Source organism: Fusibacter sp. QWL-12, assembly GCF_058683495.1.
The window spans coordinates 3,463,345-3,487,460 of record NZ_CM178745.1 but is presented as its reverse complement, the minus strand read 5'-3'; the positions used below and the strand labels follow the sequence as shown (position 1 = coordinate 3,487,460).

Annotated in this window: 19 protein-coding genes; 4 read left to right on the top strand and 15 right to left on the bottom strand. The window is 35.5% G+C overall.

Annotated features, from left to right (window positions below):
* Positions 1–2 precede the first annotated feature (2 nt).
* The 7 genes from AC4PID_RS16740 to AC4PID_RS16710 form a co-directional block, all read right to left on the bottom strand.
* Complete coding sequence (locus tag AC4PID_RS16740) at positions 3–1,112, bottom strand: class II aldolase/adducin family protein (RefSeq protein ID WP_492133134.1); 1,110 nt, start codon at positions 1,110–1,112, stop codon at positions 3–5.
* Between the two features lie 117 nt (positions 1,113–1,229).
* Positions 1,230–1,910, bottom strand: coding sequence for an HAD family hydrolase (locus AC4PID_RS16735; protein ID WP_492133133.1), 681 nt, complete (start codon positions 1,908–1,910; stop codon positions 1,230–1,232).
* Complete coding sequence (locus AC4PID_RS16730) at positions 1,900–3,990, bottom strand: hypothetical protein (protein WP_492133132.1); 2,091 nt, start codon at positions 3,988–3,990, stop codon at positions 1,900–1,902. Before AC4PID_RS16730 ends, AC4PID_RS16735 begins: the two co-directional genes overlap by 11 nt.
* Entirely contained in the window at positions 3,983–5,227 is a 1,245-nt protein-coding gene (locus AC4PID_RS16725; protein ID WP_492133131.1) for a hypothetical protein, read from the bottom strand. Before AC4PID_RS16725 ends, AC4PID_RS16730 begins: the two co-directional genes overlap by 8 nt.
* A gap of 331 nt (positions 5,228–5,558) precedes the next feature.
* Complete coding sequence (locus AC4PID_RS16720; RefSeq protein WP_492133130.1) at positions 5,559–6,077, bottom strand: ECF transporter S component; 519 nt, start codon at positions 6,075–6,077, stop codon at positions 5,559–5,561.
* 33 nt (positions 6,078–6,110) lie between these two features.
* Complete coding sequence (locus AC4PID_RS16715) at positions 6,111–6,491, bottom strand: ArsR/SmtB family transcription factor (RefSeq protein WP_492135394.1); 381 nt, start codon at positions 6,489–6,491, stop codon at positions 6,111–6,113.
* Positions 6,492–6,644: 153 nt separating this feature from the next.
* Positions 6,645–7,766 (bottom strand): M15 family metallopeptidase, encoded by a 1,122-nt coding sequence (locus AC4PID_RS16710; RefSeq protein ID WP_492133129.1) that lies wholly within the window; start codon positions 7,764–7,766, stop codon positions 6,645–6,647.
* Positions 7,767–7,928: 162 nt separating this feature from the next.
* On the opposite strand from AC4PID_RS16710, the gene AC4PID_RS16705 reads away from it, so the two are divergent.
* Positions 7,929–9,650 (top strand): ABC transporter ATP-binding protein, encoded by a 1,722-nt coding sequence (locus tag AC4PID_RS16705; RefSeq protein WP_492133128.1) that lies wholly within the window; start codon positions 7,929–7,931, stop codon positions 9,648–9,650.
* A complete protein-coding gene (locus AC4PID_RS16700) occupies positions 9,637–11,445 on the top strand; it encodes an ABC transporter ATP-binding protein (protein ID WP_492133127.1) in 1,809 nt (602 codons plus the stop codon). The genes AC4PID_RS16705 and AC4PID_RS16700 overlap by 14 nt, the downstream gene beginning before the upstream one ends.
* A gap of 61 nt (positions 11,446–11,506) precedes the next feature.
* Here AC4PID_RS16700 and AC4PID_RS16695 read toward each other — a convergent pair whose 3' ends face one another.
* The 4 genes from AC4PID_RS16695 to AC4PID_RS16680 form a co-directional block, all read right to left on the bottom strand.
* Positions 11,507–12,070, bottom strand: a complete 564-nt coding sequence (locus AC4PID_RS16695; protein WP_492133126.1) for a GNAT family N-acetyltransferase — start codon at positions 12,068–12,070, stop codon at positions 11,507–11,509.
* A gap of 19 nt (positions 12,071–12,089) precedes the next feature.
* The gene (gene aroD, locus AC4PID_RS16690; protein ID WP_492133125.1) at positions 12,090–12,863 is read right to left on the bottom strand and encodes a type I 3-dehydroquinate dehydratase; all 774 of its coding nucleotides are present in this window, start codon (positions 12,861–12,863) and stop codon (positions 12,090–12,092) included.
* 143 nt (positions 12,864–13,006) lie between these two features.
* The gene (locus tag AC4PID_RS16685) at positions 13,007–14,818 is read right to left on the bottom strand and encodes a sensor histidine kinase (protein ID WP_492133124.1); all 1,812 of its coding nucleotides are present in this window, start codon (positions 14,816–14,818) and stop codon (positions 13,007–13,009) included.
* Positions 14,805–15,506, bottom strand: a complete 702-nt coding sequence (locus AC4PID_RS16680) for a response regulator transcription factor (protein ID WP_492133123.1) — start codon at positions 15,504–15,506, stop codon at positions 14,805–14,807. The genes AC4PID_RS16685 and AC4PID_RS16680 overlap by 14 nt, the downstream gene beginning before the upstream one ends.
* A gap of 169 nt (positions 15,507–15,675) precedes the next feature.
* Between AC4PID_RS16680 and AC4PID_RS16675 the strand changes: the two genes are divergently transcribed.
* Positions 15,676–16,893 carry an MFS transporter gene (locus AC4PID_RS16675; RefSeq protein WP_492133122.1) on the top strand — a complete coding sequence of 406 codons (1,218 nt, stop codon included), beginning with the start codon at positions 15,676–15,678 and terminating at the stop codon, positions 16,891–16,893.
* A gap of 223 nt (positions 16,894–17,116) precedes the next feature.
* Complete coding sequence (locus tag AC4PID_RS16670; protein WP_492133121.1) at positions 17,117–18,850, top strand: methyl-accepting chemotaxis protein; 1,734 nt, start codon at positions 17,117–17,119, stop codon at positions 18,848–18,850.
* A 148-nt stretch (positions 18,851–18,998) separates the two neighbouring features.
* On the opposite strand, the gene AC4PID_RS16665 is transcribed toward AC4PID_RS16670, so the two are convergent.
* The 4 genes from AC4PID_RS16665 to AC4PID_RS16650 form a co-directional block, all read right to left on the bottom strand.
* On the bottom strand, positions 18,999–19,940 hold the full coding sequence (locus tag AC4PID_RS16665; protein WP_492133120.1) for a cation diffusion facilitator family transporter: 942 nt from the start codon (positions 19,938–19,940) through the stop codon (positions 18,999–19,001).
* Between the two features lie 32 nt (positions 19,941–19,972).
* Positions 19,973–21,331: a glycoside-pentoside-hexuronide (GPH):cation symporter gene (locus AC4PID_RS16660; protein ID WP_492133119.1), complete on the bottom strand. Its 1,359-nt coding sequence runs from the start codon at positions 21,329–21,331 to the stop codon at positions 19,973–19,975.
* An 11-nt stretch (positions 21,332–21,342) separates the two neighbouring features.
* A complete protein-coding gene (locus AC4PID_RS16655; protein WP_492133118.1) occupies positions 21,343–22,950 on the bottom strand; it encodes an alpha-glucosidase in 1,608 nt (535 codons plus the stop codon).
* Between the two features lie 295 nt (positions 22,951–23,245).
* On the bottom strand, positions 23,246–24,070 hold the full coding sequence (locus AC4PID_RS16650; RefSeq protein WP_492133117.1) for an undecaprenyl-diphosphate phosphatase: 825 nt from the start codon (positions 24,068–24,070) through the stop codon (positions 23,246–23,248).
* Positions 24,071–24,116: the final 46 nt, after the last annotated feature.

The following is a 24,116-nucleotide window of genomic DNA, read 5'->3' as shown; positions in this document are numbered from 1 at the left end:
CCTCACACTTTTAATTTTTTTCTGTATTTCTCTGCTTCCCAGTGGGTTAAAGTCTCTATTTCAGAATCATTCAAGCCAAAGATTTCGTCTCCTAAGGCTTCATTTAACTTCATTTGAATCTTGAGAACATCTTCAAGCTCGTATAGTTTTCTTAGGTCAGAGCCGATCACATAGACTTCATTTAAAAGGATCAAAACCTTAGGTGCCTCTCCGTTTTCACGGTAAAACGCGCTAAGCATTTCATTCATTTTAGCGCTATCGTCTACATATAATATTTCTGGACCGCAAAATACCACTGCATCTGGAAAAGAAAAAGCGATGCGATTCAAAGAGTCTGGAAGCTGAATTCCTGAATATCTAACAAAATACGCATTTGATGTGTCTATCTGATGAAGTGCGTTTTTAATATCGGTCACCATCTGGTAAGGAGATATCATCTTGACTAAAGCAGGATGCACTTCTAATAGTAAGTTTTCAAACTCGAGATTACGTTGTTCGATCCGTTCAACAGAATCACCCATTATGATCAAGCCATGATTTTGGAGAACGATCCACTTTGGTTCGCTATTAAACCTATTACGATAGATCTCGAGCTTCTCAAGCATCGCTAAAGCAAGCGATATACCTGGCTTGTGATACGGTACCAATAAAACAGCATCCGAAAACATTGCGGTTAATTCGCCCTGATTCAAACGATTATTAAAGTCTTTTGAAGACGCATAAAACATCGCTGCAAACGAGTGTACGTGTAGAACCAAACGGCTAGAAAGCATTGCGTGTAGGTAAGTTTCTATGGAAGGTCTAAGTGTAGACTGATTCGCTAAACTTAAGCGGCTATTCTGTAATCCTTCATCGTTCAAATCGACGATGCCATTTTTTACATCCATCAATAATGCATTGATTTCACTGAGTTTAAGCACGCTAAATCCCGTTTCTTTATTCACATCGCTCATTAGATAACCAGATGCCTTAATGTATAATAAATCTTCATCAATCGACTTAACCGACGCATTACCACCTCCTGATTGGATTTGATCCAATCTATCAGCGTAGAGGTGACAAAGCGACTTCAAAGTTGATATTTTTTCAAAATCTTTTTTCGTATTACTCATATTACTAACATCCTCTATGGTCCTATCTTTTCTAAAAGTATCATCATGCATCAAATTTTCCTTTTTTAAAGTATCCTCATTTATCAATCTATCCTTATTGCGACACATCTGAATTCCCTATTCCAACCAATGAATAATATCAAAGAAAGATTTCAAAGGATGAATGCCTTTGCTTAAATCTTCAAACTCTCTCTCTCCTTTATAGTAGATGCTATCAATACCAAGTTGACTTGCACCAAGACAGTCCTTTTTAAGAGAATCACCGATCATAATGACTTCATTTGGTTTTAACTGCATTTTGTCTAGTGCTTTCATATAGATATAAGGATGTGGTTTTTCAACGCCAGCTTCTTCTGAAGTAACTAAAAAATCAATCCAGTCACCAATACCTAGTTTTTCTATTTTACGATACTGCTCGTATGCAGTAAAATCAGTAACGATACACTTAGGAACGTTAATCTCTTTTAAAAAGTCCAAGACAAAAGGCTCCAAAGTAATTTGTTTATAAAATACGTCCCAATAATTGTGGTTCAGCTTTGTTACACTTGCAAAATCAAACGCGCCGATCATCTCAAGCATTCTTTGAAAGTAGAAAATTCTACTGTGTGAAGCCGCTTGACCAATTCTTTCTATATGACTTGAAGTTTTAGCTTGCTTGTAGAGTTTATATGCGAATTGAACGTCAAGAGCAGTCATTTCAGCGAACAAACTCATAGCACTTTCAAGCGCAATTTCATGAGCTTGATCATAATTGTAAAGTGTATTGTCTAGATCCAATAATATTCCTTTATAGTTCATTCTCTTCTCCCTTTTTAAATTGATGACTTAGCCAAACTAAAGTAAACAATTGAATGATGCCATGGTACCCATTTTCCCATCTAATCTTATGGCCATTGACGATTTCCTCAATGTTCTCGATGAAATTCTCAGCAAACTGAGCTATTAACATTGATTCAATCTCTCTATTAAAATGAATGTGTTGGAATTTTAAGTCTGCATCATAATAATGCACGACATCAATCCCGTTTGAAGTAAATTGATCCAAAAGTGGTTCAACATCAACTTCTAACGTCATCATTAGCTCAAGCTTTAAGGAAGGATCAACACATCCACCCATTTCGAAATCATCATCAGAATAATATCTTATGATCAAATCTGCATAATTTTTTTGAGGTGTAATGAACTTTTGTGCATCTTCAACTCTTGCATCAATCTGCTTTTGAATTTGATCGATAGAATAACCTCTCGATGCAACGTCTCTCTTGATTTTCCAGTGTCTTCTTAAAGACTCTTCCGTATCAATATAAATTTTAAGATCCACTAGCTTCCTAGTTTGTGGTAGGAAAAATGGATGAAGTCCCGCAACGATGATAAAGTCATTTGGATAAACCTTGATTGGTTCAGTAAATGCGCCAGTATCATGATCGTACTCCACGCGTTCGATGGCACTACCATTTTTAAGTGCTTTAAGATATTGCGCTTGTCTATAGAGATAGTTCGCCTTAGGGTTTAAATGCGTAATGGTATTCCAACTGATATCGCCACGCTCCCACTTATGATCACCATCGGACTCAATAGGAACTATATTTTCATTGCCGATTAAAGCTTCAATACAGTGTTTTACAGTCGTCTTACCCACACCTGAGTCGCCACCGATGCCAATCAGAGTCGCATGCTCCTTTTTCTTATAGACGCGATTTGATTTAATGCCATACTTATATAAAACATAGACGATGAAGAACAAAGCGCCTTCTAATGTCGTAAAAATCAAATTTGATATATTGTCATTATGAATATAGCTGCCACCAACAAAGGTCAATAAATATAATAATGAAAAACCTAGACTAAGCAAGTAAGAAATTTTAACTTTATCAAGGAGACTTACGAAAAGTACAGCACACAAGATAAAGCTCCAAACATACCAGCTCTCCGATGGGGGTACTAACAAAACAAACACTGTGTAAACAACCGCTAAAAAGTTGTGCAGTAAATCACGATTGATTTTTTCATACATTAAAAACCTTGCGTATATCACTAGGATTGCCAAATAAGCAATATAGATTTTAAATGAGCCAACAGGCAGATAGAGATGATACAACAAGCTCTGATCAGGATTGAAATAAACCATTTTTATAAAGCTTTCACTGAATAGAAATGGTAAATTAATCATTAAGCTCGTCAATACAAACGCAATCAGCATTTCAGCGATTCTTCTGTATCGATCCCTTTGAAGCGTTCTAAATAGATAGATAAGAACCAGAGGTAAAGAAAATAAAACCGGTAGCTTAACGGCAAAACCAAGAGCTAAGATTATCCCAAGTCTTAAATACCGTTTCTCTTTTAGCTCGCAAAGTGCAAATATAATAAACGCAACCGCGATAACATCGAGTTGCCCCAAAATATAGCTTGCATAAAATACCACTGGAGAAGCAAAGTAAAAGAACAACAGCCTCCCCTTTTTATTTGGAAACAATCGATTTAAGTTAAAATAAATCGAAAGATCGGCTATGAGAATCGGCAACAAATATAGACCATTAAGTAGCCACTTATTCTCAATTCTCAATAGTTCTGCTGGTAAAAAGAAGACTTTAAAAATATAGAGCATTAAAGATGGGTAGGGAAACACAGATAAATTTCCTTCACTTAAATAGAAATTCCATGGATTCTCACTTATTGAAAAATGAGACACAAATGATGCGACCGTAGTCATCATTTTATTATCGATTAAAAAGATCGCACTCACAACCTTAATCAGTATCAATGCATATAAAACAATCCTCAAATTAAAGCCGTTAGTAGACTTCTTAATTTGATTCTCTGTATGGTTCTTATTCAGATTCTTTTTAAAATTAAACTCTTCTTTAAGGTTATTATCCAAGTTTACTTACCTCTTCTGTTTCATATTTAAAGATGATTATTGCGACAAAGAATGTCCAAAGTAAAGGCTCTGCCATATATCTCGCTTGAATTTCAAAAACACTGTGAAGTATCATAAATGCACCGTAGATAAAAACAGGTAAATAGCTTAAGTTTCTACCTTTAAATTTATGTCGGATTATCAATAACAAACTAACGATTAGCGTCAGCCATTTAAACCAAATGACTCTGCTTTCTTCCACTTTCTCATATTTTCTAACGATTTCTAAATCGGCTTCTGTATAGCTTCGATGTTTCACACCGAATGCCAACAATTCTCTAAATGAAAATTCATCATATTCTATAACATGCTGAAGCTTGCATCCAACGATGGATAATAGATAAGCTTTACTTTTTACACTTAAATGCCTATTGATAACGGTTAAAAGAGGGTCGTTAATTTCTTCAAGCGTTTTATCAAAAGCTTCTCTCGTCCATCGGCCACACATATTGCCGGTCTCGGTATATAATAGTCCCGTGTATAACTGCAATCTGCCCTGTCTAGCGACATCAAGTGGTCGATCGGATTGTGCTCTCAGCATAATCTCTGTTATTGCTGCAAACCCAACTGCGACACATACTGTAAGTATCAATACTTTCACCCGAATGTCTCTTCTTAAAGCACCAAAATAAAAGACAATTATGGCCCCAGTCATGATACCAAGCGCTAATCCCGTTTTAACGCGAAGTGCAACTGCGAGAAATAAAAATAAACCACTCAAAATAGCCATTCTTTTATCTTTTAACTCAAAATAAAGACTCATAAATCTGACAAAAGCTAAAATTAAAGCGACATTTGGAAAATCAGCATTCACCATACCCGCATAGCCGGTATTCCAAAGTGCAAAAACCGAAAAGCCAAAAGTTGAAAATATTTGTATAAGGACTTGTTTTATTACAGATTGATTTATGTCTGATTTATATATGTCTGATTTATTTAAACCAAACCAGGTTACCAAATAAACTAAGATTAAAAAAAGCGTATTGACTAACCATGCCGCATTATAGGGCGCTATCCCGAGGGCTTTAAATGGTGCATAAATAAATCCAATAATGCCACCTTTATGATAGATAGATAAATCTGAAGCCAGATTCCAATAATAGATGAAATCACTTGTAGGTAGAGGTTTAATCGTTTGAACCACTTTATTGGATAAAAGAATATAGTAAATTAAAACTGCAGTATGACTTAACAGCATTAATATATTTATTCTTTTTTTTGTTTTATCTGATAGTTTCAATACGTCACACGCCTTTCGTTTGCATTTAATAAACATCTTATTATAACATAATGAACCTCATTTATACAGATGCCACACCTTCAAATTCATAATTTCTAGCCCCACTTTTCAGATAGATTTACTAAAATCATAGAAAAATGGATCTAAATAAAAATCCCACTTTCACCATCTGAACTGCCCCCCACATATTTTGTCAAATACTTGGGGTTTACTTCAATCGTTGAAAGCGGGATTTGAAATTTAATGTATTCAATATACTCATTATTGGTACGGTTTAAAAATGAGTTAACTACTTATTTTTCTCAAGTTTCATAGCTTTTATTAGATAACGTCCGATAATAATCGCTAAAAAGCCACCAATCAAAGCTGTGTAGAGCTGAGGAAGAGAAAGTGCAGTCACTAGCTTAGGTGGTACTTTCGCAACAAAATTGATTACCAAATAGCGTACAGAAAAAGCTAAAAAGGCAGTTTTAAGTAACGCTGCGACAACAACACCGATTCCTTCAAACAAAAAACCACGTTTGTTCGAAACAAGGTAAAATGAAAAGACAAAAATTGCATTTCCAATCATGATAAATGGTACGATTGGTAATAATGGCATAATTCCAAGCAGGAATGCGACGAGAGGTGTTAGTACCCCAATTAAGGTTGCAGATAAAGGACCAACGATTAAAGTCGCAACAATTAATGTCATATTGACAAGTGGACCAACCGCTGGCTGTGCAAATTGATTAAAGCCAATTTGAAAGATAAGTGCTAATGATAATAATACAGCTGTTCTAGTGAAGTGGTTCATATTATGCTTCATATCTAGTATCTCCTTTCATAAATATTTTAATTCCTATTCAACGACGTGAACCGTCCCCAAATCGATAATTTGTTTTACATGCTCATCATCTAACATGTAGTACACAACCTTGCCTTCTTTTCTAGATTTAACTAGTTTCGCCTGTTTAAGAACTCTGAGCTGATGCGAGATCGCGCTTTGAGTCATCCCTAAAATAAATGCAATATCGCATACACACAGTTCAGTCTCTGTAAGTGCAGTCAAAATTTTAATTCTTGTAGGATCGCCAAAAACTTTAAAAAAGTCTGCCATCGAAGCTAAAACATTTGACTCAGGCATGTATTTTTTTGCTAAATCAATCGCTTCCTGATGCATAACATTACAATCACAGCGATCTTCATTATTCAATTTTTGATTGTTTTTTTCATTATTCATCATATCATTCTCTTTTTTTGGCATAACCATTTCCTTTTCTCTCTTATCTCACTGAATCTTTAAATGACTTCATTGCATTAAAAAATGCATCATGACTACTTTAAATACTCACATTTTTTAGTTATCACAACTTTGAAACAAAAATTGCTCGGCTTACTCAACATAATCCTTAAGCAAATATTTTGCATAATATTCATCATAAGTTAGATTTGAATTATGAACTTTTGTTGCTAAATCAGCTCCTAAGTAACGATAATGCCAGGGCTCATACATATACCCTGTCGTATCTTCTTTGCCCTTCGGATATCTGAGAATGTAGCCATATTTGTAACTGTTTTCAGAAAGCCACTGAAACGCTTCTGTATTTTCAAAGGCTTGAGCAACATCATTGATATCAATTGCAAGTCCAGTTTCATGTTCAGAATGTCCAGGTCTAGCTGAAAATCGATCAGCAGCTGCCTTTCCATTATTGGCTGTATATTTATTATATAAGTTTTCTTGATAACTATAGGTTCTATAAGCGGATATAATTTTTATTGAAACGCCATCTTTTTTTGCTGCATCAGACATTTCTATAAAAGCAGTTAGAGCTCTTTGTGATAATAGATAGCTTTTACCATCCTGAACATAGTAGCCATCCTTTACGCTCACTAAATCTGTCGGTTCAAACGAGCTTGATAACTGATAAAACTTATTACACAAAACTTCTAGCGAGTTTGGTTCTATTGCCTCTGAGATGTTGGTATAAAACTCTTGATCTAAATTTGTATTTACTTTTAATACAACCTGTTCGGCAGATAAATCTGGGTATTTAGATGCGTATGCTATATATCTTGTTTCGTAAGATGCGATATTAAATCCAACTGTATTAAATGTCATATTATTTTCTCCTTGCGAACCTTGTGTACTTTCACTCGTATTAGAATCGTTTTGATTTTCAGTAGGTGTACCCTGTTGCACTTGTGATTCAGAAGTACCTTGTTCAGTTCCACCATCCCCATCTGTTTCAGTATCAGATTCAGTTCTTTCTTCTGTTTGAACTTCACTTGCATCAGTTTGATCTTCAGTGTTCACATCTGAATTAATTTCAGAAGCTTCTGTTTCACCTAATGGATATTTTGTATTTGAATCATCGGAAGGAAATAACCCCTTTGCAATACCTGAGATTAATATATAAATAAGTATCAAACCAATACCTATAATGACTAATCTTCTAATTAAATATTTTGATCTCATAAATCTTCTAATTTTGTCTTTTCTCGAATTGACCTTCATCACTGTCTCCTAAATTAGTTCTAGTCATAATTATACTGTATTTCACCTATTAATACGAGGGGATTTTTGCTTCTTTTAGTGCTTTGACATAATCTTTCGGGTATGGTAATATTTTTTTATCTTTAAATGATTTCATCATTTAACAACTAATAAGGTGATCATATGAAACGATTTTTTGACTACTTAAAGCCATTTTTACCACGAATGTCACTTGGGCTTTCTATTAAGTTTTTGGGTACAATTATGGATCTACTGATACCGTGGATTCTTGCGCATATCATTGACGATGTCGTTCCTACCCGTGAGATAAAACATATCATCTATTGGAGTGGCGCAATGGTAATTTGTGCCGGCATTGCTATCATTGCAAACATAACGGCTAACCGCATGGCAACTAGAGTTGCTGCCGAAACAACAAGGCAAATTCGTCATGATTTATTTTCTAAAATTGTCTACTTATCCTGTGGTCAAATCGACAAATTTACGATACCTTCCCTCGTTTCTAGGCTAACATCAGATACTTATCACGTACACCATATGGTTGGAATGATGCAGCGTTTGGGAGTAAGAGCACCCATACTATTACTTGGTGGTATTATCGTTACCGTAACGATTGATCCAGTGCTTGCACTTGTGTTAATTGGTGTTCAACCTTTTATATTTGCAACGGTATATATCGTTTCTAAAAAAGGAATTCCACTATATAAATCCCTACAAAAATCGGTTGATCAAATGGTTCGCGTTATCCGTGAAAACATAACTGGCATAAGAATCATAAAAGCACTAGGAAAATCTGATGCTGAACGCAATCGCTTTAGCAGCTTTAGTAGCGATGTGGTTAATCGAGAGAAAAAAGTGGGTTATACGATGGCAATCACAAACCCAATGATGAACCTATATTTAAATCTTGGCCTAACTGGCGTTATCCTAGTCGGTGCATACCGTGTCAATTTGGGTCTGTCTCAGCCTGGTGTTGTCATTGCATTCTTAACTTACTTTACGATTATACTAAATGCAATGCTCTCCATCAGCCGTATTTTTGTTTTAGCATCCAAAGGACTTGCATCCTTCCAGAGAATCGTTGAAGTCATAGATGCCCCTGAAGAGCTGTCTATTGAAGAACATCCAATTAAAGATACAAAATATCATATTGAATTCGATGATGTGGTCTTTTCTTATCATAAAAATCAAGCGGACCTCAATCGCATTACTTTTAAACTTGAAAAAGGTCAAACCCTTGGCATCATCGGACCAACTGGAAGCGGTAAAACAAGTATTATTAAATTATTACTGAGACTTTATGACGTCGATCAAGGAGTGATCCGAATTAATGGCGCTAACATTAAGTCCATTGAACGTGAGACTTTACACCGACTCTTTGGTATCGTCTTCCAAAGTGATATCTTATTTGCTGATTCTATTATGGAAAACATTGACTTTGGAAGAGAGTTGCCTGTTGAAAATCTACTTTTCTCCACTCAAGCCGCACAAGCTGCAGAGTTTATCGATTCACTTGCAGAGGGCTGGCATCACAGATTGAGTATCAAAGGTATGAATATGAGCGGCGGACAACGACAGAGAATTTTACTATCTAGAGCACTGGCATCCCAACCTGAAATTCTCATTTTGGACGACTCTTCAAGCGCACTAGATTATCGTACAGATGCATATCTTAGAAAAGCACTTTCTGAACATTACACACAAACAACCACCATCATCATCGCTCAACGTGTAAGTACTATTATGCATGCAGATCTTATTTTGGTTATGGAAGATGGCGAAATCAAGGCTTCAGGGACACATGAAACGCTTAAACAGAACAACGATAGCTATCGTGCCATCTGTCAATCACAGTTAGGAGGTGACATAAATGACGCGATCTGATAAATCACCTACTCCAGCCAAATCAAGTCATCAAAAACCTCAGGATCGAAGGAAAACACTTAGGCGTTTGGGCAATTATTTGCTAAAATACAGAGGATTATTAATTTTAGCGCTAATACTAACTTTCAGTAGCAATATCCTATCTCTCATTGGACCTTCTTTGGCTGGTAAAGCAATCGATGCATATGGCGCATCACCTGGTAATGTCAATTTTCCACTCGTTTTCAAATACATTGTACAAATGCTAGTATTATATACACTTGCATCGCTTTTCTCGTATCTATTGGCAATTTTAATGATTAAGATTAGTCAAATGGTCATACAAAGGATGAGAACAGATGTGTTTAATAAGTTGTCTAACTTACCCGTTGGCTATTTTGACACTCAGCAGACAGGTGACATTATCAGTAAGCTCACTTACGATATCGATACAGTAAACACTTCTTTATCAAATGATGTCATTCAAGTCTTTACAAGCATTATTACTGTATTCGGCTCACTTGCGATGATGATCGCCATTTCACCCTATTTGGTTCTCGTTTTTGCAGTTACGATTCCTATTTCTATTTTTTTTACACGTTTCATGAGTCGTAAGACACGCCCACTTTTTAGAAAACGATCTGCAAAACTGGGTGAGCTCAATGGCTTCGTAGAGGAAGTCATCTCTGGACAAAAGGTCATAAAGGTCTATCATCAAGAAGATGTAATGATTAAAAGATTTGATCATAAAAATGATGACGCGGTTGAAGCCTTTTATAATGCTGAGTATTACAGTAGTACCGTCGGACCTTCTGTTAACTTCATCAACAATTTATCGTTAACATTAGTTAGCATGTTTGGGGCGTTATTATATCTATATGGTATGCTTACAATCGGCAATGTATCCTCTTTCGTTCTCTACTCTAGAAAGTTTTCAGGACCGATCAATGAAATGGCCAATATCATTAGCGAACTCCAATCTGCACTAGCAGCTGCTGAACGTGTTTTTAGAGTCGTCGATGAGTTCCCTGAGAAACCAGATTCAGATAATGCAATTGATTTAAGTGAACGCACCGTTAAAGGCCATGTCAGCTTTGATCACGTCACCTTTGGTTATACCACTGATAAAACGATTATCAAATCACTAGACCTCGATGTTAAACCGGGTCAACTTGTGGCAATAGTGGGACCAACAGGTGCTGGCAAAACGACTCTAATCAATCTATTAATGCGTTTTTATGACCCAAACGAAGGTCAGATTTTAATCGACGATACTGATATTAGAGATTATCAAAGAACTTCTCTCAGGAAAGGATTCGCAATGGTTTTGCAAGATACATGGCTTTTTCAAGGAAGCATCTATGAAAACATATCTTATGGGAAACCTGAGGCATCACTTGATGAAGTCATTGCAGTAGCAAAAGCCGCTAGAATTCACAACTTCATTACCCATTTACCACAAGGCTATGACACACTTTTAACTGAAGAAGGGATTAATATCTCACAAGGTCAGAAACAGTTAATGACCATTGCTAGAGCAATGCTATTAGATGCTAAAATCTTGATCTTAGACGAAGCAACCTCTAATGTTGATACACAAACTGAGATTCAGATTCAAGAAGCCATGAGAGATTTAATGATTGGTAAAACGAGCTTTGTTATCGCACATCGACTATCAACGATTCAAAATGCTGACGTCATCGTTGTAGTCGATCATGGAGAAATAGTCGAACAAGGCACACACAAAGAGTTGCTTAATAAAAATGGGCTATATGCAGAAATGTATAACAGCCAATTTGCAGTTTATACCTCATAAAATAAATCCTACAAGCGAGTCACTATTCAAGTTGAATATTAAGACTTGCATGTAGGATTTTTTAATCTGTTTTTATAATTGAAAATATCTTTAAATCACCTGGATTTCCAAATGCATTTAAGTTTAAGGCACGGCCTCTAAGGACACCTTCAAATTGCATTCCGACTTTCAACATGACTTTTTCAGAAAGAGTATTTTCAATATTACATACGCCTTCAATTCTAAACACGTCTGTATATTTATAATAATGCTCAATTAATGCCCTAAGTGCTTCAGTCATATAGCCTTTTCCTTGCTCACTTTTGACGATGAAAAACTCAAGTTCAACCATTCGTTTAATTGCATCGACCTCTGTGCTCCAAATACACCCGATAAAGGTAGATGTTTCAACTGAATTAATTTCATTAATTGTTTCGATGGATTCAATCACCCAAAACTGATAATAAGGACAATTAATGGATTGTATTTTTTCAACTGTTGTGTCAACAAATGCTTGCGCAGTTTCTATATCTGCACAATAACTTACATCTAAATAGTGTAAAAGATTTTCATCATTAAGGAACTGAACATACAATAATTCAACATCTGTTCGCTTAAGTGGTCTTAAACGTATGCGATTGGCCATTATCAACATAATTCTACCCTTATCCCATTAAAACTGATGCCCAGCTCTCTTTAAGTGCATCTATCGTCATTTGTCCCGGAGCTGATGCTTCAAAGCCTTTTACATAAGTAACTTCTGAGCCAAACTCTCCACTGATGACTCGAGAAATTCGTCCTCGCTCACCCATGGATAACGTGATCATCTTTTGATTCAGCACGTTCGTACCATAATCACAGGCTGCAAGCAACTTTAGTACTTCGTTAGCAGAATGCGGCATATAAGCCATCTTAATATAGTCGCCCATTAGACTCTGACCACGTTTAATAGTTGCTATCATTTCATCGAAGGAAGGTGTTTTATCAAAATCATGATGAGAAAGAATCAATTTAGTTCCTTTTGTTCTCGCTAAATCAACACAGTTTTTAAACAATGCCGTTACAATATCTCCTTCATCGATATCTTTATAATGCTCGTATAAATCTAACTCAATATCCACAAAATCAAGTTCAAACTGTTTGAGAATGTCATAGATACAATTAAGTCTCATAGCATCCTCTACGACGAGGAAGCCGCCCTCACGATGTCCTCTAAAGGTAAAAATAACAGGAATTTCATAAGCCATTAGCTTTGATTTTATTAATGTCAATGGTTCTAGCAAATCGTTACACGACCATGTTTCATGCGTTGCTAAAAAACGATCGACGCGCCACTCAACTAGGTCTGGTCGTTTGCTTATAACATATTCTAATTCTTTATCTAGTACGTCGATATTAGTTGCCATTAATGGGATACATATTTTAGCATGCTTAACCATAACCGTGTCCTCCATTATAATGCTTATACCTATATATTACACCAAAAAAATAAAAATAGACACTTACATCATAATAATTTTAAGAAAATAAAACGGAGAATTTGCCCATCCTATCCATAAGATTTGCAGCCTCTCCGAATTTGTTATTCCATATGATCTATAGTGTTAAAGGTTAATATAACTTTAAATAAATCGCCATCTATTTGTAGGTCGAAATTTCCACCACATACATGTGTGAAGCTTTCAGCGATTGAAAGACCAAGTCCACTACCATCAGATGATCTGGCGTCATCTCCTCTTGTGAATCTTTGCATAATTTCCGCTTCTGTAAAATTCATCTCATAGCTCGAAGTATTTTTCACAGTTACAATCGCTTTACGCTCTTGTTCATCTATTTCGATAAATACTCTGGTTCCCTCAAGCGCATATTTCAATGAATTACCAAGAAGATTTTGTAGAACACGATATAATTTTTGACCATCTGCATGAATCATAACAGAGTGCTCGGGTAATTTCGTTTTAAACTGAAGATTTGATTTCTCAATCTCATCAGACATATCTGCAAGTGTTTGCTCAACTAATTTTTTTATATCGATATTTTCCATCTGCATTTGAATGTTACCAGATGTACTTTTAGCTAGATCGAACAAATCAGATACAATATTTTTCAAACGATCTGACTTATCAGCTAAGATTCTCACATAATCCATTGCCGTCTCAGAAAGCCCTTCCTCCTTAGAAAGCAAATCAACATAGCTGATAATTGAAGTCAAAGGTGTTTTTAGGTCATGAGACACATTGGTTACCAGTTGAATTTTTAGTCGCTCTGCCTTCATTTGATCTTCAATACTCTCATTAAAACCGCGATCTATTGCTTCAAATGTTTTACGATTTCCCTTAACGTAAAAATAGATTAAAAGAATTTCAGCAAGCGGTGGCAATATGAACATTGGTGGTAAGAGCATAAATACAAACGTTAAAAATACTAGAATAAAAGAAAGTGCAATGAATAACATTTGTCTATAAAAAAGCTGTTCGGTTAATTTATTAGACTTAAATTGTCTGCCATCGAACAAGCTTTTAAAATAATCATAAATGCCAAACAACACCCTATAAATTATGGTGTTATTAATCAAAGTCTTTCCTTTAATTCGACGCACTAAAGACAGATAATAAAGTCCTGATACAACTAAAAAGCAAAATGTAGTCAGTCCAATAATGATCATAGACGTTAATTGTATACTGACGTAAGCATTTCGATATGGTAAAGCATTTGAGATAATGACGCCCCAAACAGCGATAACACCAACATAAATACCTGTTAACAAATCAAAGGGGACTCGATCTAACCAATTGAGCTGCACTTCGCCTTGACGGTGTGACTTTCCCACAACCACCGTCAAATAGATAAGCAAAAGCAAACTGCCTGCTAAAGCGCCTAAAACACTATAGACTATTGGTAGAACCTCAGTTCTATAGGTATTCCATTGGTTTTGTTTATTTATAAGAAAATCTGTTGTAAATGCAATATAACCTTCGACATTACTCGATATAAAGTCAGGGCGATAGACATAAGAAGTATTTCTTTGGTACTGCCAATAACCATCTGTTATTAAAAAGGTATCTTTATTATTTTGAAAAAATTCTACTGAGCCATCTGCTAAATTCGTCTTAAGTACATCGCCATTTGTAATATAATAATAATAACCTTCACCTAGGTTGTTCGCTTGAGACGACTGTTTGCCATTTATCGAATCGGTTACCAATATAATCGCTTTTCTTGCATCGGTTTGAAGAAACTCAGTACTGTCTTTATACCTTGAAACTAAAATTGACTCAAGAGGAATATCTGAAAACATAAGATACTGAAACTCTAAAACAATCGTAGTTAATGATATCGCAATGAGCAGAAAAGCAATCACCTTTAACGTCATCGCATATTTAAAACTTTTCAATTTTGTATCCAATCCCCCACACCACCTTTAAGTATTTTGGATCCTTAGGATTAATCTCAATTTTTTCGCGTATTCTTCTAATATGAACCATGACTGTATTCTCAGCCGCATATGGTTTCTCATTCCAAACTCTCTCATAAATTTTATCTGCAGAAAAAACGATACCGACATTTGACATGAGTAATTCCATGATTTTCAGTTCTTTAGCTGTCAGCTTTACAGGTTCACCATCCACATAAAGTTGCATGCCTTCTAAGTCTAGCTTGAGAGAACCATTAACTAAGATTTGCTCAATATTGCTGCTATTGGCATCGCCTAAAGTTAAATAGCGTCGCAATTGGCTCTTTACTCTTGCAATTAGCTCAGGAGGTGAAAATGGTTTGGTCACATAATCATCTGCACCCATTGACAACCCAAGAATTTTATCGGATTCCTCGCTTTTTGCAGAGAGAATTATAATTGGAATGTTCTTTTTCTCCCTAATTTTCATCGTTGTTGATAAACCATCTAGCTTTGGCATCATGACATCTAAAATAATGAGATGAATATCCTCTGTCATAATCACATCTAGTGCTTCTAGCCCATTATAAGCCAAATAAGGAGTATACCCTTCAATTGAGAGAAGCTTTGAAATGGCTCTTGCTATTTCTTGATCATCATCTACTACTAATATGTTTTCTTGAGACATTTTATTATCCTTTCAGAATCTTAATGTGAGTATATCCAAAGAGTCTTAAAATATTATGGTTTAATTTCTTACAAATTTCTTAAAGATGCAATTTATTTATATTTGAATTATAATAACAGTAAATCAGTATAGCACTTATCCTAACTAAATATCGAAAAAGGAGAACCTTATGAAACTGGATATCAAAAAAACGTTTTTACTAGGACTTGGATTTTTCTCTGTTAGTTTAGTTTGGCCGCTCTACAACGTCTATGTCCCACTTTTTCTTAGGGATTTCTTAGACAGTCAATTTCAAATCAACGCAATTATGACCTTAGACAACATTTTGGCAGTCAGTTTAATTCCATTTGTCGCTGCGATGAGTGATAGAACGCATACGCGGTTCGGACGTAGGATGCCTTATTTAATGGTCGGGATTCCTCTTTCTGCAGTAGCTTTTATACTTTTACCTAACTATACCAGTTTTTTAAATTTTATGCTAATCATCACCGTATTGAATTTTGCAATGGCGATCTTTAGAGCGCCTACAGTTGCCTTAATGCCTGACATAACACCTGCTCCACTTAGAAGTGAAGCCAATGGTATCATTAATTTCATGGGTGGACTAGCCTCTGTTTTTGTCCTTATTGGTGGTGCTATGCTCTACAAAGCCAATCATAACTATCCATTCATTTTTACTGCAATTATGATGATCTTTGCTTTATTGATGCTACTTAAATTTATTAAGGAACCTGCAATTGGTGAAAAAGCAGCTGAAGAAAAAATTAGCCTAATCTCTTCAGTTAAAGAACTTATACAGGATTCCGATCGTACAACGCTCTACATCCTAATGGCAATTTTCTTTTGGTTTGTTGGCTATCAAGGTGTTGAAGCGACTTTTAGTAATTACTGCGTCCACTTTTTAGGACTAGAAGCTTCTGATGCTTCTTTAATATTGGGGTTCTTTGCACTTTCATTCCTTGTTTTTGCTATTCCAGCCGGGTTTATTGGTACAAAGCTCGGTAAGCGTAAGACCATATTAATTGGCTTAGTCGGTGATATCTTTGTTTTTTTATTACTTGCTACAGTGGGGACATTATTCCCATTTAATCAAATCCTCATGATGGGGCTAATGCTAATTGGCGGTTTCTTTTGGGCTTTGATTAACATCAATTCCTATCCTATGGTGGTTGAACGTACCAGTGAAGCAAAAATTGGTATATACACAGGTCTCTATTATTTCAGTTCGTCTCTAGCTGCCATCACCGGACCACTCTTCATTGGCGGACTGATCGATCTAATCAGCTTTAAAGTGACCTTTGTCTTCACTGCATTCGCGTATTTGTTAGCATGGATCTTTATTAAACAAACCAAAGTTAATACGCTAATCAATAACCAATCACATTAGTTCTCGTGGCTTGATACTTATTTGATTGCTTCTAACTTTTAATATAAAAACCTAAATTTTAGATAATGTTACACGATTCCCATTATATTCAAAACATGCTTCAGAGTATTTTAGCCTCTCTAAATAGACTTATATCTTGCTCAATACCAAGTTTACATTAACTGGTTAACTATTCTGTAAACGGGTATTGATTAGGCATAATTGATCTATTTAGGAGGCTTTTATGATACGTAACATGAGCATCACAAAAAAATTGGTCGTTATGGTCTTACCTCTTTTTATTGTTTTTGCAATATTTGTAACTATTTCCAGCATTCAACTAAACAAAATCAATCGAGATAATAAAGCAATTATTTATGATACCACTTTTGTCAGTACTGCACTCATATTAAATGCCGATCGTGATTTTTATCAGGCTGACGTAGCTCAAAAACAATTGGTCTTGACCAATGGCTTATCTTCTGAAGAACAACAAGCTTTAGTTAATGATTTTTTGGAGAATGCCGATCAAGTAACAACAAGAGTTAATGATGCTTTCTCAATAATTGAAAAGGATACTGAGCTTTATAATGATCGAAAGCATCCAACCACTGGTGAAAATGCAGCCAATCTACATGATAAGTTTAACATTGCTTTCGATACTTGGTTAAATGCTTTTGATCCATTAACAAAAACACTCGATGAAGCTGTTGCTTCAGAGAATTTTTCAATTGCTAGAGAGTCGATCAATACTTTGACCGAGATATTAGAAACATACGGACTTGATAAATCAAAAGAATTATCTGACCAAGCTAGAAACACCCTATTAATTATGGTATTGATCGGTGTATTAGCACTAATTGGTATTACCATTTTCATGATCCTAATTATTATCATTATGAGAAAAAGTGTCGCACATATAACAGATTCACTCGGTAATCTTTCATCTAAAAAACTGAATAACAGTTATGATGAGCTCAGTTTAAAAAGCAAAGATGAGTTTGGGACGTTAACCAATGCAGCACATAATGTAGATCGCATGTTAACTGACCTAGTTAGAACCGTTCATGATACGGTCACCAATTTAGATGAAACCTCTGACTTCTTAAAAGTGAGTTCCGATGAAATCAATATTGCTTTAGGTGAGGTGTCGGAAGCAGTTAATGAAATTGCCACATCTTCAACGAAACAAGCTGTAGATACACAACATGCAACTGCTAACGTAACTGTTCTTGGTGATTTGATTCAGAGTAATTCAGATAATACAGGTCGTTTGAATCATATGAGCAATGATATTGCTAAATTGACGAATGAAGGGCTAACATTGGTCAATCATCTCAGTGTTGAAACCACAAAAAATACGGTTCTATTTGAAGATATATTCGCTGTCATCAATCAAACACAGGATAGTACAGAGAAAATTAGTGAAGCCAGCCGATTGATTACAGAAATCTCTAATCAGACCAACCTTTTAGCGCTCAATGCGGCGATAGAGGCAGCAAGAGCTGGTGAAGCTGGGAGGGGCTTTGCAGTTGTTGCAGATGAAATTAGAAAATTAGCTGAGCAAACTGCTAATTCTACAACCATTATAGACACGATGTTAACCGATTTGGTGTCAAATGTAAAAACCGCTCAACAAAAAAGTGACATCGTTAGAGAAGCACTCCTTATTCAAAGCAATAATGTCAATCAAACAGAGTCAAAATACAATGAGATCGTCAGTGTTTTAAACCATATGGAAGATGAAATCAAGAGCTTAAGTCAGATAAGCGCTTCAATGGAATCAAATCGAAGCAATGTCCTAGATGTCATTCATTCTCTTTCCTCCATAGCAGAGGAAAATGCGGCAAGTACAGAAGAAACCTCTGCTTCAACTGAAGAAATTCTTGCAACCGTCAATGAACTCGCTAATACTAACGAAGTTCTAAGGCGATTGGTTATTGATCTAAATGAGTTGATTAGTGGATTTCAAAGTTAAGAGTTAAGAGTTAAAAGTTAAGAGCTACAAATTACAAGCTTGATGCTAACAAAGAAATTAGAAAACCCAATCTGTTCCATTGAAACGGATTGGGTTTTTGTATTGAAGTGTGTTGTAATAAAGTGTATCGTATTAAATTATATTATTCTTAATCAATAGGACCAATTTCACCCTCGCCTATTGGATCCACATGGATTACCAAATCAATGCCCAGTTCTTTCATTACTTGTTTTTCCAATCGATCAATTATCATATGTGCTTTGACAATGTCTGTTTTGTTGGAAAGTTCTGTATGAATTGAAGCGATACTCCTTCCAGGACCATAATCATGTACTTTAAGATCATGTGCACCCTGAATGTCCTCACAAGAAGTAATTATAGACATTATTTTTTCAACGGTTTCTTCACTTGGAGACATACCTAAAAGTAGGCTAACGGTTTCTTTTGCTACGCCAAATCCCGTATACATAATCAAGCAAGACACGATAATACCAGCATATCCATCAAGTGGCACTTTGAAATAAGCGCCAACTATAGTTGCTATTATTACTGCTGAGGTTGCAACTACGTCATTTAAACTATCAGCTGCCGCAGCTCGGTTCATGCTTGAATCAATTAATTTCCCGATATAGCGATTATAAGTAAACATCCAAATTTTTATCCCTATTGATAAAATTAGAATCACTGCCATTTTAGTGCTGAGTTCAATGATTTCAGGATTTCTAATCTTACTTAAGGACTCTTTAAAGAGCTCGAAGCCCACCATCATAATCAAAAATGAAATAATCAATGAAGCGACATATTCAAAACGACCATGTCCATATGGATGCTCAACATCAGCATCCCTGCCACTCAATTTAGCACCTACAACAGAAACCACTGATGAACCAGTATCAGATAAGTTGTTTACACCATCAGATAAAATAGCGATACTGCCAGTCAGCAATCCTATAGTCACCTTTAAACCAAATAGAAATAGATTACAGATGATGCCCACAATCCCTGACATGACGCCATATGCTTCCCTAACACTTGGTTTCTCAGTACTTTTATAGTCTTTTATCGTTTTGCTTATTATGAACTTGATCATGATGTCTCCTAACTTTAAAATTGATATGTCTATTATGCAATCTCACCTTTGTCCTTTAACGCTTTAACGATGTCGTCATAGAGCGCTTTATCAATTATATAACGCTTACTATACAAAATATACCCCAAAATGATACAAATCAGCGGGAAAATTAACATAGCAACTTTAAGCATTAATAACCCCTCAGAAGAAACATCAGCGGCTGAGTTCGCATCGTTTATACCAGATAATATAACCGTTGCACCTACTACACCACTGGCAACCGCACCACCCATCTTGTTAATAAAGGGTTGAATTGAAAAGGTTACACTTTCGTTTCTTTTGCCTAATTTATAATGACCATACTCTATTGTATCCGCAAGAAACATCAACATAAGAATTTGAATAAATGCTTGACCTACAAAAAGTAAGATCCCAGCAATTCCTATAAACAACATGTTCATTGGTGCGAAAAAGAAGACAATATATCCAATTACAACGACAACAGTAGCAATTTTATAAATTTTTGCTCTGGCATATTTTTTTGCCACTCTAGGAAAAACTGCTAAAGCCGCAATTTGAGAGACACCTAGTATCAAGGCAAAGATGGCATACATCGACTCGTCACCATAGGCATACTTAAAGAAATAAAGTCCAAAGCTGGTCGTGGTAACATAGCCGATCATAAATAACGCCATTGAGATTGCAGTTATTAGCAATTGATCGTTTTTAAAGATGACTTTCACCATGCCTTTTAAAGTGGTTGGCTCAGGTGTCTTTAAAACCAATTGAGGTTGTTTTACGCCTATCAGAGTGATCAACTGACCAACCCACATAATAGCGACAACGCCTATTGAGAATACAAAAAAACCACCGCTTCCCGTTTTAGACAAAGCTTCTGTAATTGGTATAATCCCAACGACCACTGCAAATAGTCCAATATTGGCACATATTCTAGCAATCGAACCAATCGATTCTCTCTCATGTGCATCTGTTGTAAGTGAAGGCATCATTGACCAATACGATATGTCATTTGCGGTAAAGAGAATCCCCCAGAGTAAGTATAAAACAGCAAAGATAGGAATAAAGGTTGACTCAGATACATGATAATCAAAAAATATTGAGATTGTCAGTAAACCAGATCCAAGTGCACCAAGTAAAATCCAAGGCTTAAACTTCCCATACCTTGATTTTGTGTTATCTACGATGACGCCCATTATTGGATCGTTAAGCGCATCAAAAACCCTTGCAAAAAGCATAATAGCCGTTATCCACCACATCGCCTTATTAGAAAGACTAAGAATATCTGTTAGATAAAAAACAAGATACATACTAATCAGAGAATATACCATATCTCTGCCAATTGTGCCTAGACCAAAACTCCATTTATTTCTTTTAAAACTAGTCTCCATAATTGCCTCCACTATTTTAAAATAATTGCTTCATATGGCATCATTAAACCATCAAAATACTCTCTATCATAGTTGGATGTTAAAATTGGTCCTAGTGTTGAAATCGTCTGTGATTTATTGCTAAAATTCAAAAGAACGGTTAGAGTCTCATTTTCATGTCTACGTCTATAGATGTAAACACTTGCTTGCTGACTGACTAACTCAAACTCACCGAAAGTCAACGCAACATGCTCTTTTCTCAATCGAATCAATTTCTTATAATAGCTTAAAACAGAATGTGGCGAATGGGTCTGTTCATGATAATTGATTTTAGTATGATTTTTGTTTAAGTTAATCCAAGGGGTTCCCTCTGTAAAGCCAGCATTTCGCTCTCTTGACCACTGCATAGGCGTTCTAGCGTTATCTCTAGAACAATGCTTCATCATATACCATCTATACGATTTGGGAAAATGAAGCTTCTTACCTAGTCTATCTATGTTAAAAGACTCAATATCTCTCAGCTCAGACATATTAGTAAAATCAAAGTTCGTCATGCCAATTTCTTGTCCTTGATAAATAAAAGGTGTCCCTTTAAGTGTCAATAAAAGCGTCGCTAAAAGCTTACTTGAAGCCTCCCAATAATCTTCTACATCTCCAAACCGACTCACACTTCGAGGTTGATCATGGTTCTCTAAATAAATTGCGTTCCACTCCAATGCTTGCTGCCATTTCGTTAGAACTTTAAACAACCTAAGCGGATTAAATTTTCTTTTAAACCATTTTACAAACCACCGGTCGGTTTCCATATGTTCAAAATAAAATATCGTATCAAGTTCGCCACGACTCTCATCACAGAGTGCTTTCCCCATCTGAGGGGTGACAAAAACCGTTTCTCCCACTGTAAAAGCATCATAATCAGATAGTATCTCTTTTTTCAAAGTCTGTAGAATAGAATGCATACCATCAGTAGAAAGATAGTGCTCTCTCCCCGTCAAAATCAGCCTTTTTCTACCGTTCTCTAATGAGTTTTTATAAATAATATTGATAACATCACATCTAAATCCTGCAATACCTTTATTAAGCCAAAACTTCATAATCGACTTAATCTCTTCAAGCACTTTGGGATTGTGGTAGTTTAAATCAGGTTGTTCCTTAGCAAAGAGATGCAAATAATAGGCATCAGATAAAGCATCATAAGCCCAACAATCCTCTCCAAAAAAACTGGTCCAGTTATTTGGCTTTTTACCTTCTTCACTCTTTTTCCAATAATAATAATCACGATACTCACTATTTGGGTTTTTACTATTTATAAACCACTCATGCTGATCTGAAGTGTGATTAATTACGAGGTCCATAATAATCTTAATCCCCTTATCGGCTGCAAGCTTAATCAATTGTTCCATATCCGTCATCGTACCATAGTCAGAATGTATCGCTCTATAGTCACTGATATCATAACCGTTGTCTACATTTGGAGATGCATAGATCGGGCTCAGCCAAATTACATTAATGCCCAGATCAGCGAGCTCATCTAATCGCTTGATAATACCATTTAAATCCCCGATGCCATCGCCATTACTGTCTTGAAAACTTTTAGGGTAAATTTGATAAACAATTGCTTCCTGCCACCACTTCGTCATAGGTCTGCTATTGCCTCCTTTACTTCAGTTCAAGTCATTTAATTATCAGTTATAATTTTATGTATTCATTTTTTATGCTAAATAATATTTGATATTAGTATGTTATTACTATTAATTTTACTATTTATTTTTGCTATGTATTTGTTTTTATGTATTTATATCTATGTATTTATTTCTATGTATTTATTTCTATGTAAATATCTTACTCTTATTCTATACTAAAAAAGATGCCTCTTCTAGAGACATCTTTGAATAATCAACGTGATATAGTTTGTTAAACCATTTCTATTAAGGTTTAAAAAATTGAAAAATAACCTAATACAATTAAGCCCAGAACAATTCTGTACCATCCGAACACTTTAAAATCATGTTTTTTAATATAGGTCATTAAAAATCTAATGACGAGAACAGATACAAGATAAGCAGTGATTAAGCCAATTAATAAAATAAGTAACTCACTCTGTGAAAAGGCCAATCCAAATTTTAGAATTTTTAAAAGACTCGCCCCAAACATAACAGGCACGGCCATAAAAAATGTAAACTCAGCGGCTACAGTTCTGTTGAGCGAAAGAATTAAACCACCTAATATGGTAGCTCCTGATCTTGAAGTACCTGGGAATACAGCTGCAAGTAACTGAAATATCCCTATTAGAAAAGCCGTCTTAAAACTGATTTCATCAATTGAATTAATTTGATAAGCCTTTCCCTTATGTCGATTTTCAATAATAATAAATGCGATACCAAACACAATTAATGCAATTGATACTGCAAAATAATTATAAAATAATGCGTCAATTTCATCGTTCCATTTAAGTCCAACTATAGCTGCTGGTATACATGCCACCACAATCTTAATCCACATCATCATAATTGGACGGTCAATTTTCAGACCATTGCCTTTTTTAAATGGGAATAGCTTACTCCAAAATATCGTAACGACAGCCATAATTGCACCCAATTGTATAACGACTAGAAAAAGCTCTAAAAAAGCCGCAGATACATCGAGTTTTATAAACTCATCTAACAAAATCATATGCCCAGTACTACTAACAGGTAACCACTCTGTGATTCCTTCAACGATTCCAAAAAATAACGCTTTTAATAATTCAATAAAATCCATGATGTCTCCTACCTATCTGATATATTTGTTTCTGTCTGTGTAACTA